The organism is Phyllobacterium sp. K27, from assembly GCF_054796155.1.
On the sequence record NZ_CM139240.1, the window covers coordinates 3,221,073 to 3,236,024 of the forward strand.

General features: G+C 53.3%; 11 protein-coding genes. 5 read left to right on the forward strand and 6 right to left on the reverse strand.

The features are described 5' to 3' along the window. The first annotated feature begins 77 nt into the window (after positions 1 to 77). On the forward strand, positions 78 to 1,049 hold the full coding sequence (locus tag ACYJL1_RS15945; protein WP_460896283.1) for a DUF937 domain-containing protein: 972 nt from the start codon (positions 78 to 80) through the stop codon (positions 1,047 to 1,049). Between the two features lie 118 nt (positions 1,050 to 1,167). On the opposite strand, the gene ACYJL1_RS15950 is transcribed toward ACYJL1_RS15945, so the two are convergent. Beyond that, complete coding sequence (locus ACYJL1_RS15950; RefSeq protein WP_460896284.1) at positions 1,168 to 1,449, reverse strand: DUF1127 domain-containing protein; 282 nt, start codon at positions 1,447 to 1,449, stop codon at positions 1,168 to 1,170. A gap of 201 nt (positions 1,450 to 1,650) precedes the next feature. Between ACYJL1_RS15950 and ACYJL1_RS15955 the strand changes: the two genes are divergently transcribed. Continuing rightward, positions 1,651 to 2,607, forward strand: a complete 957-nt coding sequence (locus ACYJL1_RS15955; RefSeq protein WP_460896285.1) for a LysR substrate-binding domain-containing protein — start codon at positions 1,651 to 1,653, stop codon at positions 2,605 to 2,607. Here ACYJL1_RS15955 and ACYJL1_RS15960 read toward each other — a convergent pair whose 3' ends face one another. Continuing rightward, positions 2,608 to 3,198 (reverse strand): DUF2585 domain-containing protein, encoded by a 591-nt coding sequence (locus ACYJL1_RS15960; protein ID WP_460896286.1) that lies wholly within the window; start codon positions 3,196 to 3,198, stop codon positions 2,608 to 2,610. Between the two features lie 115 nt (positions 3,199 to 3,313). Between ACYJL1_RS15960 and xseA the strand changes: the two genes are divergently transcribed. Next, a complete protein-coding gene (gene xseA / locus ACYJL1_RS15965) occupies positions 3,314 to 4,897 on the forward strand; it encodes an exodeoxyribonuclease VII large subunit (RefSeq protein ID WP_460896287.1) in 1,584 nt (527 codons plus the stop codon). A gap of 130 nt (positions 4,898 to 5,027) precedes the next feature. Here xseA and ACYJL1_RS15970 read toward each other — a convergent pair whose 3' ends face one another. Then, on the reverse strand, positions 5,028 to 6,122 hold the full coding sequence (locus ACYJL1_RS15970; RefSeq protein ID WP_460896288.1) for an ABC transporter substrate-binding protein: 1,095 nt from the start codon (positions 6,120 to 6,122) through the stop codon (positions 5,028 to 5,030). A gap of 160 nt (positions 6,123 to 6,282) precedes the next feature. Here ACYJL1_RS15970 and ACYJL1_RS15975 point away from each other — a divergent pair, with 160 nt between their 5' ends. Then, positions 6,283 to 10,059 (forward strand): autotransporter domain-containing protein, encoded by a 3,777-nt coding sequence (locus ACYJL1_RS15975; protein WP_460896289.1) that lies wholly within the window; start codon positions 6,283 to 6,285, stop codon positions 10,057 to 10,059. 87 nt (positions 10,060 to 10,146) lie between these two features. Here ACYJL1_RS15975 and ACYJL1_RS15980 read toward each other — a convergent pair whose 3' ends face one another. Both ACYJL1_RS15980 and ACYJL1_RS15985 read right to left on the reverse strand, forming a co-directional pair. Further along, entirely contained in the window at positions 10,147 to 11,559 is a 1,413-nt protein-coding gene (locus tag ACYJL1_RS15980) for a sensor histidine kinase (protein ID WP_460896290.1), read from the reverse strand. Further along, a complete protein-coding gene (locus ACYJL1_RS15985; protein WP_460896291.1) occupies positions 11,549 to 12,226 on the reverse strand; it encodes a response regulator transcription factor in 678 nt (225 codons plus the stop codon). The genes ACYJL1_RS15980 and ACYJL1_RS15985 overlap by 11 nt, the downstream gene beginning before the upstream one ends. Positions 12,227 to 12,731: 505 nt before the next feature. On the opposite strand from ACYJL1_RS15985, the gene ACYJL1_RS15990 reads away from it, so the two are divergent. Then, on the forward strand, positions 12,732 to 13,793 hold the full coding sequence (locus ACYJL1_RS15990; protein ID WP_460896292.1) for an AbrB family transcriptional regulator: 1,062 nt from the start codon (positions 12,732 to 12,734) through the stop codon (positions 13,791 to 13,793). Between the two features lie 7 nt (positions 13,794 to 13,800). Here ACYJL1_RS15990 and ACYJL1_RS15995 read toward each other — a convergent pair whose 3' ends face one another. Then, positions 13,801 to 14,709 carry a hypothetical protein gene (locus ACYJL1_RS15995; protein ID WP_460898080.1) on the reverse strand — a complete coding sequence of 303 codons (909 nt, stop codon included), beginning with the start codon at positions 14,707 to 14,709 and terminating at the stop codon, positions 13,801 to 13,803. Positions 14,710 to 14,952: the final 243 nt, after the last annotated feature.

Here is a 14,952-nt window from a genome sequence, read left to right on the forward strand (position 1 = left end):
ACGCATAAATCAGTTGATGTTGATATCACTACAGCGATAGTCTTCCCCCATAATCAGCATGAGGGAGGACCGGCGTTATGAATCTCGTGGATATGTTTCTGAAGGGCCAGGGAGGGCAGAATATTGAAGCGCTTTCCCGGCAATTCAATTTTTCTCAACAGCAAACGCTCGCCGCTATCGAAGCTTTGATGCCTGCATTCTCGCAAGGGCTGCAGCGCAACACAGCCGATCCCATGGGTATGGGTGCTTTTGTGCAGGCACTCTCATCGGGCCAGCATGCCAACTACTTCGATAATCCCTCTGCGGCATTCAACCCGTCCGGCATAGCAGACGGCAATGATATTCTGGGTCATCTGTTCGGCTCAAAGGATCTGTCACGAGCTGTAGCTGACCATGCCGCAACCACGACTGGCCTTGCAACTGCCACGCTGAAGGAGATGCTTCCCGTTATTGCGTCAATGCTGATGGGTGGACTCTATAAGAAGTCAACCGGCCAATTTGCCGCCTCAGGTCTTGGCGGCGGCAATGTCATCGGCGACCTGATCGAGCAGATGATGCGACAAGGCGGCGGAGGGCAGACTGCCGGCACACAACAAACTGCACCCGGCACCAACCCATGGGGCCAGATTCTCGAAGGAATGTTGGGCGGTGCAACGCAGCAGCCATCGGGTCAGGGTGGTTCCACCGGCAATAATCCGCTCGGGCAAATCTTTGAGGAAATGATGCGTGGTGGGGTTCCCGGCAGTGCGGCTCCCAAAACCTCAGAGAAAAACCAACAGCCGCAGGATACAGGCCAAAACCCTTTTGGCGACAATCCTTTCGGTAAAATCTTTGAAGAAATGCTCGGCGGCGGGACTCAAAAGCGATCGGCTCCAAAATCGGAAGCCGAACCAGAGCCCGAAACAGCCGCTTCCCCGCCTTCTGATAATCCTTTGAAAGACATACTTGGAGAGATGTTCGATACGGGCCGCAAGACCAACGAACAGTACCAGAAGGGCATGGAGTCGATCTTCGACCAGTATATGCGCGGAATGGACCGTCACAGATAAAGCCGAAAAGAAAAAGCCCGGCCAAATTGCATATGCAAGATGGGCCGGGCAGGAGGCAGGCGGAGCGCCGGGAGGGGATTCCGGCGTGAATGGGCGCCTGCTAAACAGTCAAATCAAATTACCTTGTCGCATTGCGAACACGTGAGCGCACATCTGCGAGCGCTCCAAGTCTTTCGCTTGGATCATCCAGCAGCGACGTACCAATGGCCGAATGAAGGTCAGCACGCGTGACACCAATGTCATGCAACATTGCATCATTCCACTCGCCCAAGCTCAAGATTGTTTTACGATTCCGGCGGGCAACAATCACTCGGTTGACAAAGCTGACAGCCAGCGACGCAAGCGATGCGATCGTGCTGGTGAAACCAGTTACTTCGGTCATTCTCGTTGTTGTTGTCATCGCCCGTACTCCTTTTGAACGGCAGCGATCAGAAGTTAAATCGCGCGAAAACCATTTTTCGCGCAGCACGCTCAATATCTTATGGACACCGGCGCTTCCTGAACATCCTTAGAATGATACAGAAGGATTGATTATTCAAACGAATGTTTTTAATGTAAACGTTCAATAATAATGATGAGTCAACAGCTTTGGGAACCTGTCATGAGCGCACCGCTTGATCTCGATCAGTTGCAGACATTCACAGCCATTGCTGACTTGGGAAGCTTCACCAAGGCAGCGGATAAGGTTAATAAGACGCAGTCGGCTGTATCGATGCAGATGCGGCGGCTGGAAGAGCGTGTTTCCAAGGCGCTTTTTGAACGCGATGGCCGCACGAACCGCCTGACTGAAGATGGCGAGCGCCTTCTCGCTTATGCGCGGCGCATGCTCCAGCTGAACAATGAAACCATCGCAGCTTTTGATGACACGCAACTGCAAGGTCATATTCGTATCGGCACTCCCGATGATTATGCCGATCGCTTTCTGCCCGAAATTATGGCGCGTTTCTCACGCTCAAACCCGCGAGTAGAGCTATCGGTTGTCTGTGAGCCAACGGTCAATCTCGATGAGATGATCCGCAAGGGTCAATTGGATATTGCGCTTGTCACGCAATGTGATGAGCAACGCCGCTCTGAAGTCGTGCGTAGCGAACAGCTTCTGTGGGTGACTTCCGCAAACCATAATGTGCATGAAGAAGCCGTTCTGCCCTTGGCAGTGGGCCGGCCCACTTGCATATGGCGTGCAGCGGCCATTGATGTGCTGGACTCAATGCATCACGACTATCGCATCCTGTTTACCAGCTGGTCCGCTACGGTTCTTGCTGCCGCGGTGCTCGCCGGGCTTGCCGTATCAATTCTGCCGGAATGCGCCCTGCGGCCGGGCATGCGGGTTCTGACAGAGGCCGATGGTTTCGGTCGTCTTCCAGAGTTTGGGATCGGTATTATGCGCGGCCACACCAAGCCCTCTGCAATCGTCGACGCATTGGTGCAGCACATCATAGAAAGCCTGGACAACCTGTCCATGCCGACCCCCGTCAGCATGACACAAGCGGCAGTTCCGGTGCCGGTCAACCAGCGCATGAGGCAAGTCCGCTCTACGGAACTCGTCCCCGGCTGGTGATTACAATCCACCCTGCCAAACTTTGATTGCATCAAGCGGATAGAGCAGCATAACGATATTAAGGGTGAGGTTATCGCGAATAACCCACCCTGCCAGCAACTCAAATATGATCGCCAGGACTACTGTCAGCCAGATTGGCGCGCGCGCCGCAAAGAAAAAACCCAGTACCATAAACAGAATGTCGCTAACGGAGTTGAGCACACTGTCACCCACATAACCGAGTGCGATCGTTGCTTCACGATAGCGGTCGATCACCATCTGCGTATTCTCGAATATTTCCCAGGCAGCTTCTATAAAAATGGCCCCAAGAAGACGCTGCCCGACAGGTCTTTTGCGTGCTGCAAGCCAGAGAAGTCCATAAAATAGAAAGCCGTGGATGATATGGGAAAGCGTATACCAATCGGCGATATGCTGCGAATTGTCTGAAGAGTTTGTATCGCTGACCCATAATTTTACAGTCCCGCAAGTGCATATGGGATTGCGGCCCATAAGCAGCAGAATTACTGCCGCACCGGCAATCATAAGAGCACCCAGCAGCAGGTAATGACGCAAGGTCAGGCGTTTTTTCTGTATATACGCAACAGCAGGCATATAGTGTTCCCTCATTCCCCTATACATTCTTCTATAGGCGTTATTCGTCTACTGCCAAGAATGCAATCGGAGATTGGAAGGTTGATTTCCACAATCTCTCCGATAGGAATGGGATATGACCGAAAAGCTCGAAACTGCATCCAATGTTGCCGAATATACTGTGTCCGAAATTTCAGGTGCGTTGAAACGTACTGTTGAAGATACGTTTGGCCATGTTCGGGTTCGTGGTGAGATTTCCGGTTATAGAGGACCACATTCTTCCGGACACGCCTATTTTTCGCTGAAAGATGACAAGGCCCGCATTGAAGCTGTCATCTGGCGCGGTTCCATGAGCCGCATGCGTTTTCAACCTGAAGAGGGCATGGAGGTTATCGCCACCGGAAAACTAACCACATATCCGGGTTCCTCCAAATATCAGATTGTCATCGAACAAATGGAACCGGCTGGTGCCGGGGCGTTGATGGCGCTGCTTGAAGAGCGGAAACGGAAACTTGGTGCGGAAGGCCTTTTCGACAGTTCTGCCAAGCAGCTTTTGCCCTATATGCCACGCATTATTGGCGTGGTGACATCGCCTACAGGCGCTGTTATTCGCGATATTATTCACCGCATAACAGACCGGTTTCCATTGCATGTTCTGGTCTGGCCGGTGCGTGTACAAGGTGAGACTTCCGGCAATGAGGTTGCCAATGCCGTTAATGGTTTCAATGACTTAGCAAACAACCTTGTCTTCCCGCAGCCTGACGTTCTGATCGTGGCGCGCGGCGGAGGCAGTCTTGAAGATCTATGGGGCTTCAATGATGAAGTGGTGGTGCGGGCTGTGGGTGCCTCGCATATCCCTGTCATTTCCGCAGTTGGTCACGAGACTGACTGGACGCTGATCGATCTGGCCGCGGATGTTCGCGCCCCGACACCGACCGGGGCAGCGGAAATGGCCGTGCCGGTAAAAGCCGATCTGATGGCGCATCTGGCAACACTTGGAGCAAGGCTTTCATCGGGCATGTCACGCTATCTTGATCGCCGCAGACAGGCGCAGCGGGCTCTTGCGCGCGCCCTGCCCTCGGCAGACCAATTGCTCGCATTACCAAGACGGCATTTCGACGAGACCGCAGCGCGTTTGGGACGTGCATTGCAAGCCAATACACAGAAGAAACGCGGCGAGTTTGTCGGTGCCGCACGCCAATTGTCGCCGCGCATTCTTCAACAGAAATTTCGTGAAAAGCGTCGTGAAATCAGTGTCTTATCCGCCCGGCTGCCACGCGCCGTCGAAATGCTTGTTCGCGACCGGAAAGCCTATTTCGAAAGGCGCTCGATAAGGCTGTCGATCGAGCAGACAGCACGTCTGGCAGAGCGCGGCAAGCAGCATTTGCAACAGCTCGACAGACGCCAGATCCAAGCAGTCAGACTGCTGCTTGACCACGCCAAGCGCCGCAGAGACGAACAATGGCGCCTGCTGAATGGGTTGTCTCATACGAGCATTCTGGACCGTGGTTTTGCGCTCGTCCTCGATCCTTCCGGCACACCGATCAAGCGCGCCGGTGGCGTCTGTGCCGGTGATAATCTGACGCTCCGGTTTCAGGATGGAGACATTCAGGCACTGGCAAAAAATGGCGATGCAAAGCCTGTGCAGCCAAAAATTGAGCGACCCGCATCGGTCAAGAAAGCTCCGGTCGCTGGCGGTTCGCAAGGGTCGCTTTTCTAGTCTTACTCGCGTCCACACAACCATTTTACCCGCCAAGATGGAAATTCTGCCGTAAAAATCCGCTATTCTTCAGCAAGAATTTCCGGTCTTTGCTCATAATGGCCGGCTGATCGCTCAACCTGTAGTGATCTTATTCCCGATTCCATGAAGGACGGTTCAACTCAATCAGCGATTGCGACCAATCATCAATGAAACGCTGACGTTGCGCCCGGTCCTGCACGGCTAGCAAAGCGGGCCCGATACGGATCGGCTGCGCGATGCCCGATTCTTTCAGGTTCTGCGGACCATCAACATCAGGCGGCAGACTGCCCGTTTCGGTGAAATAAAATGCATGGGCTTTTGCAACGGACTGCCCCTGCCGGGACAGAAGATAGTCGAGGAATTTTGCGGCAAGATCGGCGCGTTTGGCCCCCTTCGGAATCAGAGCGCCACGGCTCAACACCAAGGTGTAGTCGCGCGGAACGACTACTTTTAATTGCGGATAGCGGCGCGCCGCCTCATAGGCATAAGAGCCGAGCATATTATAGCCGATATAGAGATTGCCTTTGGCAACCTCCTCAAGGATTTCACCCGTGCAACAACGGGCGACTGCGGAGGCACGCGCCATGCCTTCCAGCAACCGGCCGAATACGGCTGTTGTCTGACGGGCATCATTGAATGCCAGCAGATAACCAATGCCTGAAAGGCGGATATCATAGGTCCCGACACGTCCTCGATAGGTGTCGAGTTTCTCCCGCAGCAGATCTGCAAGTTCGACATGGGTGCGAGGCACATCACGCGGCGGCACTTTGTTGATATTGTAGACAAAAACGGCCGGTTCATAAGTAAAACCAAAAACCTCATCCCGCCAATTTGCCCAATCGGCAATACGAGCCGTCTCGGGTGAAGTATGGGCGGTTGCACAGCCATCATTGGCCAGTTTCACAAGTTGATCCACAGATGACGATAGCAGAAGATCACCAAGCGGCTTCTGCTTGCGGCACGCCTCTGCAGCCAGAGCATTCAATTCATTGGTAAGATACTCAATATAGTCAATCGACATATCGGGCCAGATTGTCTGAAAATCATCAATGAGGGGCTTCATCGCCGCAAGGTCTGTCGTCGAGTAGATGGTCAACCTCCCCGATTCTGCCTGGAGGGCAGGAAAACGGGTTATGTTATCGGCGGCATAGCCCGGCGCTGCAATCAACATTCCGGCCAGGGCAACACACAGATGCTTGATCATTTTCCGCCTCAATCCAATCGTAATACTCAATACGCGATATTGCTGTTTAAAAGTGCAATATTTCTATTGCATGCAAATTAGGCACTTGACGCATAGTCTGTGTTGCATCTTTAATACCCGGATATTGTAAGACCTATTTCTATAATTCGGGAATTTTATAATGCCTTTTCACACCACAGCTGCGGTTTTTTCCGCAGGCCGCAATCGTCTTTCCGTTTTCAGCAAATATTTGAAAGGATCGGCCTGCATTGCACTGATCCTCGCCGCAGCAGGCACCAATGCATTGGCGGATGGCAGATATTTCAAAGCGGATGGAACGCGCACAGATGATTACGCCGTGGCCCTAAAGAGTTGGCAGGATGATCCGGAGTTCAGAGCGGGCTGGGGCGCTGGCGCGATGCAGGTCGAAGCTGCTTATGTCCTCGGTTTGACAGGCAGGAACTTCAAACTGGGAATTGTTGATTCCGGTTTTTACGATTCCCATCAGGAGTTTTCGCAGAAAAAACGGTTCCGTTCAGTTACAGTTAAAGATCCCAATCCGCCAACAGCAACGAAATATCCAAACGGCATTTCTGGTACGTGGATTAAGGGATTGAATGATAGCCATGGTACGTATGTAATCGGCGTTATAGGCGCTGATCGAGGTGCCTTAGATGGCACAAACATGCAAGGCATCATATTCGATGCAGACCTTTATGTCGCCAATACAGGTGCAAATGACAGTCTGCTATTCGGTGCTGCACAGACGGCCTTCGTAAACGCAACGCCAACCTATCTTGCAGCTATTTACGATAAATTGGCGGATGCTGGCCTACGCATCATCAGTAATAGTTGGGGTAGCCAGCCGGGTAATGAGACCTATTCAACTCTACCAGAGATGGTCAAGGCTTTCCGGCTTCATGATGGTACGGGAAGTTGGATCGATGGAGCAATACGAGCCTCGACGGGTCAAAATGGAAATGAAGGTGCCATCAATAATTTCAGTGCAGGGAATACCGGATATGACAATACAAGTTTGCGTGGATCACTTCCCTATTTTCGTCCCGAACTCGAAGGACACTGGCTAACAACGACCGGATATCAACAAAACAATAGCCAAATTTATAATCGCTGCGGTATCGCAAAATACTGGTGCATTATGGCGCCCACCGTCAATATCCTAACGCCGAGCGCTGGCAAAGATAATGAATACTCGAAAAGTTTCAACGGAACATCCGCTGCTGCTCCGCACGCATCTGCCGCGCTGGCACTTATCATGCAGCGCTATCCTTATATGACCAATAAACAAGCGCTCACAGTATTGTTTACAACCGCAACCAATATGATCGCATCATCTGGCACTAATTCTCAAAGTACATCTTTGGTTGAAAGTGATTCCAATGTGCCAAACAAAGTAACCGGATGGGGCCTTGTCAATATTTCCAAGGCGGTAAACGGACCAGCGCAATTCCTGGACAGGTTTGTTGTGAATTTGGCTGAAGATGACATTGTTCCCGGTCAGCAAACTGGAACCGATGTCTGGTCCAACGATATTTCTGACATGGCTTTGATTGCGCGCAAGGCGGAGGAAACCAAGGAGGTTGCGGATTGGAAAGCTGAAAAGAAAGCCAATAGCTGGGAAAAGGGTATTTCCGATAAGCAATTGACAGATATGGTCGATTCACACCTCAAAACTGCTCCGGCGCTTTTAAAGGCCCTTGCTGCTGCAATGACCACCGGCAAATTTGACAAAGAGCTTGAGGCCGTAAACGCTGATCTTCTTGCATCAATTGCTTTTGCTCGTCTGAAGGGGCAAACGCGTCATCCTGCCTTCTATTTTAATTATATTTCAGATCCAAAATATCCCTGGATTGCCAAGAATATGGGAGCTGATTTAGTTGTTTTGTTGAAAAAGCCGGATTTTGCTATTTTAGCGAATGAAATCGCCGAATTTAAAGAAATGACACTCGGCGATTTTAACAATTCAGAGCGCCGGTCCGCTTATTTATCTACAAAAACATACGAATCCGGTCTGACGAAATCCGGCACCGGCACATTGATCCTGCAGGGCGTTAACACCTATGCCGGTGAGACCCGCATTGATGGCGGGTTGCTGGTGCTTGACCGCCAGAAGCTTGGGACGGATGGCAAGCCAATGCTGGATACTGATGGCAAGGCAGTCGTTCCCTCGCTGCTTTCACCTGTTCTGGTCAACAAGAAGGGCACATTTCAAGCTGATGGAGTTGTCCACAATCTGGTGACAGTCAAGGGCCTTGTTTCCGGCACTGGCACGGTGGATAGCCTTACCGCCAAGAGCGGCGGCATTGTCTCGCCGGGCAATTCGGTAGGTACGCTTAATGTAAGCAAGGATGCGACATTCGAGAAGGGCAGCGTCCTGGATATCGAGATCAAGCCTGATTTCTTGAGTGCGGATCAACTGGCAGTTGCTGGTAAGGCAATCCTGCTCGGCGGCGCGGTCAATGTGCGGTTGGAAAACGATCCGGCGCTGTTGCCAGAGGACGTGACTAAAAGTCTGTTCCTGAAAACCTTTGATATCTTGACCGCAAGCAAAGGTGCGACCGGCCAGTTCGACGGCGTTTGGCCACGATATAATTACATCACTGCCAATCTTGATTATTCCGATGAGAACAAAGTCGTTCTTGGTTTTGATTTCACTTCCGCAGTAAAAACCGAAAAAACTCTGGAGCTGGAAAAACAGCTTATGGTAGCCAAGGAAGCTGAGAGTGCGCGTTTGCATGTCCGGCTTTTAAAGGAAAAGATGCAAGGCTTTCTTTCCGCCGATTTCCTTGCCGCTGGCGTTGAAAGCGGCAACCATAAAGGCGTGTGGCGGGCCATCCAGTCACAAGGCATCAAGGGCAACAGGCTGCTCGGTCAGGTGATCGTTTCCTCGTCTGATGCGCCCCTTAACTTCGATGCGCTTTCCGGCGATGTTCATGCGGTGCTGGCCGGTGTTGTGGCGGCTGACAGCCATTTCATCTCCGATACGGCATCGGCGCGGCTGCGCCATGCCTTTGGCGGAGTAGCAGGCAAGGCACAATCTGTCACCGCGCCATTGGCTTATGGTGCTGAGGCCAAGCCGAAGGCCAGCCAAGCCTTTGCCGCGATTGCACCAGCCGCTGCAAGCACGGCGCTTTGGGGTGAAGCCTATGGCTCATGGGCCCATGCGGATGGAAACGGCAATGCTGCCGGCTATAGCCGCAGCACCGGCGGTCTTGTCACCGGCATGGATGGTGTGATTGCCGATGACTGGCGCTTTGGTCTGCTTGCCGGCTATGGCAGCACATCGCTGCATGGCAATGGCAAGGCATCGGTGGATCATTATCAGATCGGCGTCTATGGCGGCACCAGGTGGGACGCGCTCGGGCTTCGCTTTGGCGTCAATCTCGGCCAGCACGAGATCGACACCAAGCGGAGCGTAGAGTTCGGCGCGCTGCATGACGAGCATCAGGCTTCCTATGATGCGCGCTCCGTACAGCTCTTCGGTGAGATCGGCTATGCGATCAACACGACCTATGCCGCATTCGAACCCTTTGCGGCAGCACGGCATGTGCATGTCAAAACCGATGGCTTTGGCGAAGATGGCGCCATCAGCAATCTGACCGGTGGAGTATCAAGCACTGACCTGACAGTGACAACGCTTGGTCTGCGTGCCTCACGCCAGTTCACGCTGAGCCAAAGCACCACGCTGACCGCACGCGGCATGCTGGGCTGGACCCACGGCTTTGGCAATGTGACACCTGAGGCCAGCCTTGCCTTTAACGGCAGCGAAGGCTTCACGGTTGAGGGTGCTGGCATGGCCAAGGATGCGGCCATCATCGAGGCCGGGCTGGACTTTGGCATCGGCAAGGCCACCAGCATCGGCATCAGCTATACCGGCCAGTTCTCCAGCCAGTCGCATGACAATGCCGTCAAAGCCGATTTGAGCGTCAGGTTTTGACGAAGCACTCGTTCATCCCCGCAGATATGTTTCCCCTCTGCGGAAACTTGCAGGCCCTTCGGGGCCTGTCTTTTTGTTAGGGGTTAATTATTCCTGATCGACCAATTGTTCTTTTTGATGGAGCGGCAAGGTGAGCACCACAGTAAATCCTCGCTTATTGCGAGGGCGGAAACTCAAACTTCCACCATGGGCCTTGGCAACCTCTTGCGCGATGGCAAAGCCGAGGCCAGAGCCGCCTTCGTGCGACTTCGATGTTGAAAAGCGTTGCATTGCCTTTTCCCAGCCTTCAGGCGGAATGCCGGGACCATCGTCTTCAACTTCGACGAAGGCATGGGTTTGATCTGCGCTGACACGCACTTCCAGGCGACTCCGCGTGCCGTGGCGCAATGCGTTGTCAATGACGTTGACGATAGCCTCGCGAAGACTGACCGCATCGCCAAGGACCAATGGCCGGTCTTCCGGCGCCTCGAAGGAAACGACAATATCCGGATCAACAGTAATGGGGACGGCTGCGCGCCAGGCGCGCCGCGCCACATCAACAAGACTGATCGGCTCCAGCTGTACGGAATCGGCGCGGTGAATAACCATGGCGTGGCTAAGCAGCTGGTTTGTCAATCGGGACAACTCGCCTGTGCGTTCCTTGACGCGATCAAAATGCTGGCGGTCAGCTTTACTCATTCTACCAGATCCGAGCAGGTCGATCTGCGCGTTCAACGCAGTCAGCGGTGTTCGAATCTGATGTGCAGCATCGGCGACAAAGCGTTGCAGCAGGTCGACCCGCTCACCGAGACGGCCCATGAAATGATTGATCGACCCGACAAAGGGGTCAAGTTCACGCGGCACATCGACGGAGACCGGCGTCAGATCATGCGGATCCCGGCGGCGGACCGCTGCTCCCAAATGCTCGACCGGTTGGAGCGCATAACGGATGGCAAGCATGGCACCCACAAAGGCCAGAAGGCTCATGATGATCACCAGAATAATCGCGCGTAACGTAAGCTCGCGGGTCAAGGCCGACCGTGCTTCATTGGTCTGGGCGACAATGACATAGGCCCGGCCGGCGACAGCGGGATCCGCAAGAACCCGGGTAGCGCGGGTGACGCGAACAGCCTCACCTTTATAGGTACCTTCTTCGACACGCATCGCGCCATTGTTACCGTCTGGAGTGCGCGGGCCCTTGAGATCATCATACCCGGTCAATGTTTCGCCATTGGTATCAATCACGCGGTAGAAAATCCGGTCGCGATCGGCAAGTCCGAGCAGCTCGAAAGCCGATGCGGGAAGGCGAACGCTGAGCTTTCCGTCTTCAACTGCAAGGCTTTCCGCCATTTGCAAGGCTGCACCCACAAGCAAACGGTCATAGGCCTTGTCTGCGGCAGTGTCGGCATAATACCAAGCGGCGCTGACCAGCAGAGCAGCGCCAATGCCAAGAACCAGCGAAATGCGCCTTGCAAGGCGTGCAAACAACGAAGGCTGATTTGCGTGGATTTCAGGGGGCATCGCCGGATACCAGTTGATAGCCCAGGCCACGAACGGTGACGATGTGGGCTTTCGCCCCGTCAAGTTTTTTGCGCAAACGGCCAATATAGAGCTCGATGGCATTGGCATTGGCGGCTTCATCGAACCCGAAAATCTGGTCGAGCAATTCATCCTTGCTGAAAACGCGGCCGGGTCTGGCGACAAGCACCTCCAGCAAGGTCAGCTCACGCCGCTTCAGCTGTATTTCGCGTTTGCCCACATGAACAGAACGCGTGGCGCGATCAACGGCAATATCACCGCATTTGATGAGATTGGTGGCCTCCCCGCCGCTATGCCGCCGCATTAAAACGCGGGCCCGTGCTTCCAGCTCGCGGAAGTCAAAAGGCTTGACCAGATAATCATCCGCTCCAAGATCAAGCGCGCTCACGCGGTCGTCAATTTCCGATCTGGCGGTCAGAATCAACACAGGAACGGCATTGCCTGACTTGCGGATGGATTTGAGAATTTCAAAACCGTCCATGCCGGGCAGCATGACATCAAGAATGATCAGCGCATACTCGGTGAAGTCGATAATTTCCGCCGCATTGCGCCCATTGGTTTCCCAATCGACGGCGTGGCCAGCCGCCTCAAAGCGCTTGGCGATCGCTTCTCCCACATCGTGTGTGTCTTCTACCAGCAATATACGCATGCTGTTTCATTGGCACGAAACAGGAAAGCCCGCAAACAGTATCGATTGTCGGTCGCAATGTGCGCAACTGCTCAACCCGAATGGCAAGGGGAAATGCAACCCTGCATTCGTTGCGGCGCGGATAAAATCAGGCGATGGGTCAGTGGCTTTCGGTTTTGAGTGCTAAAGCAGCAGCACTGAGCCAGCCAGTGCATCAAGGGAGATAGGTTTCCTTGACTGCGGCATCAGCCTTGCTCTCAAACTTGGAGGTAAGCTATGTGGCAAAAACCGCTTAGCATTACCCTCATTGTAAAAAGAACCCGGACGAGCTGGTCACTCACGATCCGGGTTCACTTTACGAAATGAGGAAAGGGGCGGACGAAAGTTCGCCCCACTCCAAGAGGCAATATAGCATTGCTCCAGCCATTGCTAAAGTGCCAATTGGTCTAATGCAAAATGAATTCAAAGCTGGACGGTGGCCCTCAGAGGATTATTCTACAGTTTCAAAACAGTTGGAAGTGACAGAATGCGAATGAATTTAAGCAGTCGCTCGCGAGGGTTGCAGTGGCTGGTCTTGCTCGCGCTTTCCCTGCTCTTTTTCGTGATTTTTCAGGCAATGCGCCTTCCCGCTGCACTGCTTCTCGGCCCCATGGCGGCGGCGATTGCCGTTGCGGCGGCTGAGGGCGCAATTCGGGTCCCGGTACGTCCCTTTATTATCTCACAGGGTGTGATCGGCTGCCTTATTGCCCATAGTATCGAACCCTCGACACTCAGAGAAATGGTACATGACTGGCCAATTTTTCTCGCTGTCATTGCATCCGTGATTTTCGCCAGCAACACACTCGGTTGGTTTTTGGCGCGCTGGCAAGTATTACCGGGAACAACAGCGGTTTGGGGTTCTTCGCCGGGCGCGGCCGCCGCGATGACCCTTATGGCCGAAGCCTACGGCGCAGATATTCGCCTCGTGGCCTTTATGCAATATTTGCGGGTTGTTTTCGTGGCAGTGGCCGCGTCGCTGATATCTCTCATCTGGGTGACAGGCCCTATCGCCGCGGCGCCCGCGTTCATCTGGTTTCCACCTCTCGACTGGATAGGCTTCGGGCAGACATTGGTTCTCATCCTGGGAGCAGGCTGGCTTGCAGTCAGGCTGCGTATCCCCGCCGGCCCAATGCTTGTGCCGATGATACTCGGGATTATTCTTCACAATACCGGCCTGATGACCATCGTCCTGCCACCCTGGCTGCTGGCGGCCAGCTATGCGCTGATCGGCTGGAACATCGGGGCACGTTTTACGCGGCCGATCCTTGTTCACGCTGCGCGCGCCCTGCCCCGCGTCGTTGCATCAATCCTGACACTTATAACCATATGCGGCGGCATTGCTGCCTTGCTGGTTTATTTCGCCGATATCGATCCGCTGACAGCCTATCTCGCGACAAGCCCCGGAGGCGCCGATTCCATCGCCATTATCGCGGCCTCAAGCGATGTGGACCTACCCTTTGTCATGGCCATGCAAACCGCGCGTTTTCTCATCGTGCTGATAACGGGCCCGGCTATTGCACGCTTCATAGCAAAGCGAACGGGCTTATAGACGATAACTATTCTTCAAAAATGACCGTCTCCGGCAAGAAACGTCCGAATTTTTTGCGCATTATGCTTCGGATCAGGCCCTGCCCAATGGTGGAGAAACTGTCCAAACTCTGAATACAGCCAAATGGCCGTTGTTCCGCATGGACCTGCTGGCCAAAGCGGTGGATTACAAAACGACCATGAGGCGTGACATAGGCGATCTTTACCGGCTTTTCGATATGGGCATTACCGGCTGAAATCTCCAAATGATTGATCAAGGCCACCGATGAAAACTGTTCGATATTGCGCGAGCGGAACTTCAGCTGCTTGCTCAATAGTTCGGGCTCATTGTGATAAAATGATGCCTGCACGGACTTGCGCAAAGGATGTGGAAGGTGATCGACCAGCACAAACCTGCCCTTCACTCCAGCGCTACGGGCACCAAGCTCATGGGCTGCCCTATAGGTGGGACGGAGGGTGGGCGAAGGAACTTTCTTACCCGCCAGTGCCTTGCGGAGAATCGTCTTGGGCTGCCATCGATGCGGTAAAGCCCGCTTTCCGAAAATAACCGGAAGACCACGGCGAAAAAAGAACTCCGGCGTCAGGGGCTTGTTCAAGAAAAAATCATCGTTGAAATAGATGTAATGTTCACTCAGCTCGGGGATGCGCCACAACATCGTTTCAATTGTTCTGGCATTGAATGTCGGTAGCACCGATTCGAAACCTTCGAACAGCGCTTTATGATCGACAATTTTGATAAAATCCTGCGGGCAGAGGCCGGCATTGGCGAACTCGTCAATAAATTGCGGTCTCTGATTGTCGGTGACTATCCAGACATTGCGGATAAACGGTGCAAATTTCAAAATTGACGCGATGCAGTAATAAATCTCGCCATTGCTGGCATAGCGGGTCGCCTTACCGAGTATATTTTCCGGCAAGTATTTTTGCATATTTGCGAAATGTTTAGGATCAGAGCCATCCACCCAAGCAATGACGGCATCTATCGGTGGATTTATCGAGTTATGCAAGATGCTGGTTCATCTCCAAAAATACTTATCTGGGTAAGATTTTGACTGAGTTGCCCTGATATTTCAACCAAGTACACCAGAGATTTTTGCGTTGCACAGCTTAAAGTTGATCGACTGCCTTTGGGGGGCTGGGCGTCATTCGGCAGGGCGCTT

Excerpts from the sequence above, each read along its gene's own strand:
- ACYJL1_RS15990 (WP_460896292.1), top strand. The coding sequence starts at position 12,732 with ATGCGAATGAATTTAAGCAGTCGCTCGCGAGGGTTGCAGTGGCTGGTC.
- ACYJL1_RS15980 (WP_460896290.1), bottom strand. The coding sequence starts at position 11,559 with ATGCCCCCTGAAATCCACGCAAATCAGCCTTCGTTGTTTGCACGCCTT.
- ACYJL1_RS15975 (WP_460896289.1), top strand. The coding sequence starts at position 6,283 with ATGCCTTTTCACACCACAGCTGCGGTTTTTTCCGCAGGCCGCAATCGT.
- ACYJL1_RS15950 (WP_460896284.1), bottom strand. The coding sequence starts at position 1,449 with ATGACAACAACAACGAGAATGACCGAAGTAACTGGTTTCACCAGCACG.
- ACYJL1_RS15985 (WP_460896291.1), bottom strand. The coding sequence starts at position 12,226 with ATGCGTATATTGCTGGTAGAAGACACACACGATGTGGGAGAAGCGATC.
- xseA (WP_460896287.1), top strand. The coding sequence starts at position 3,314 with ATGACCGAAAAGCTCGAAACTGCATCCAATGTTGCCGAATATACTGTG.
- ACYJL1_RS15955 (WP_460896285.1), top strand. The coding sequence starts at position 1,651 with ATGAGCGCACCGCTTGATCTCGATCAGTTGCAGACATTCACAGCCATT.
- ACYJL1_RS15960 (WP_460896286.1), bottom strand. The coding sequence starts at position 3,198 with ATGCCTGCTGTTGCGTATATACAGAAAAAACGCCTGACCTTGCGTCAT.
- ACYJL1_RS15970 (WP_460896288.1), bottom strand. The coding sequence starts at position 6,122 with ATGATCAAGCATCTGTGTGTTGCCCTGGCCGGAATGTTGATTGCAGCG.
- ACYJL1_RS15945 (WP_460896283.1), top strand. The coding sequence starts at position 78 with ATGAATCTCGTGGATATGTTTCTGAAGGGCCAGGGAGGGCAGAATATT.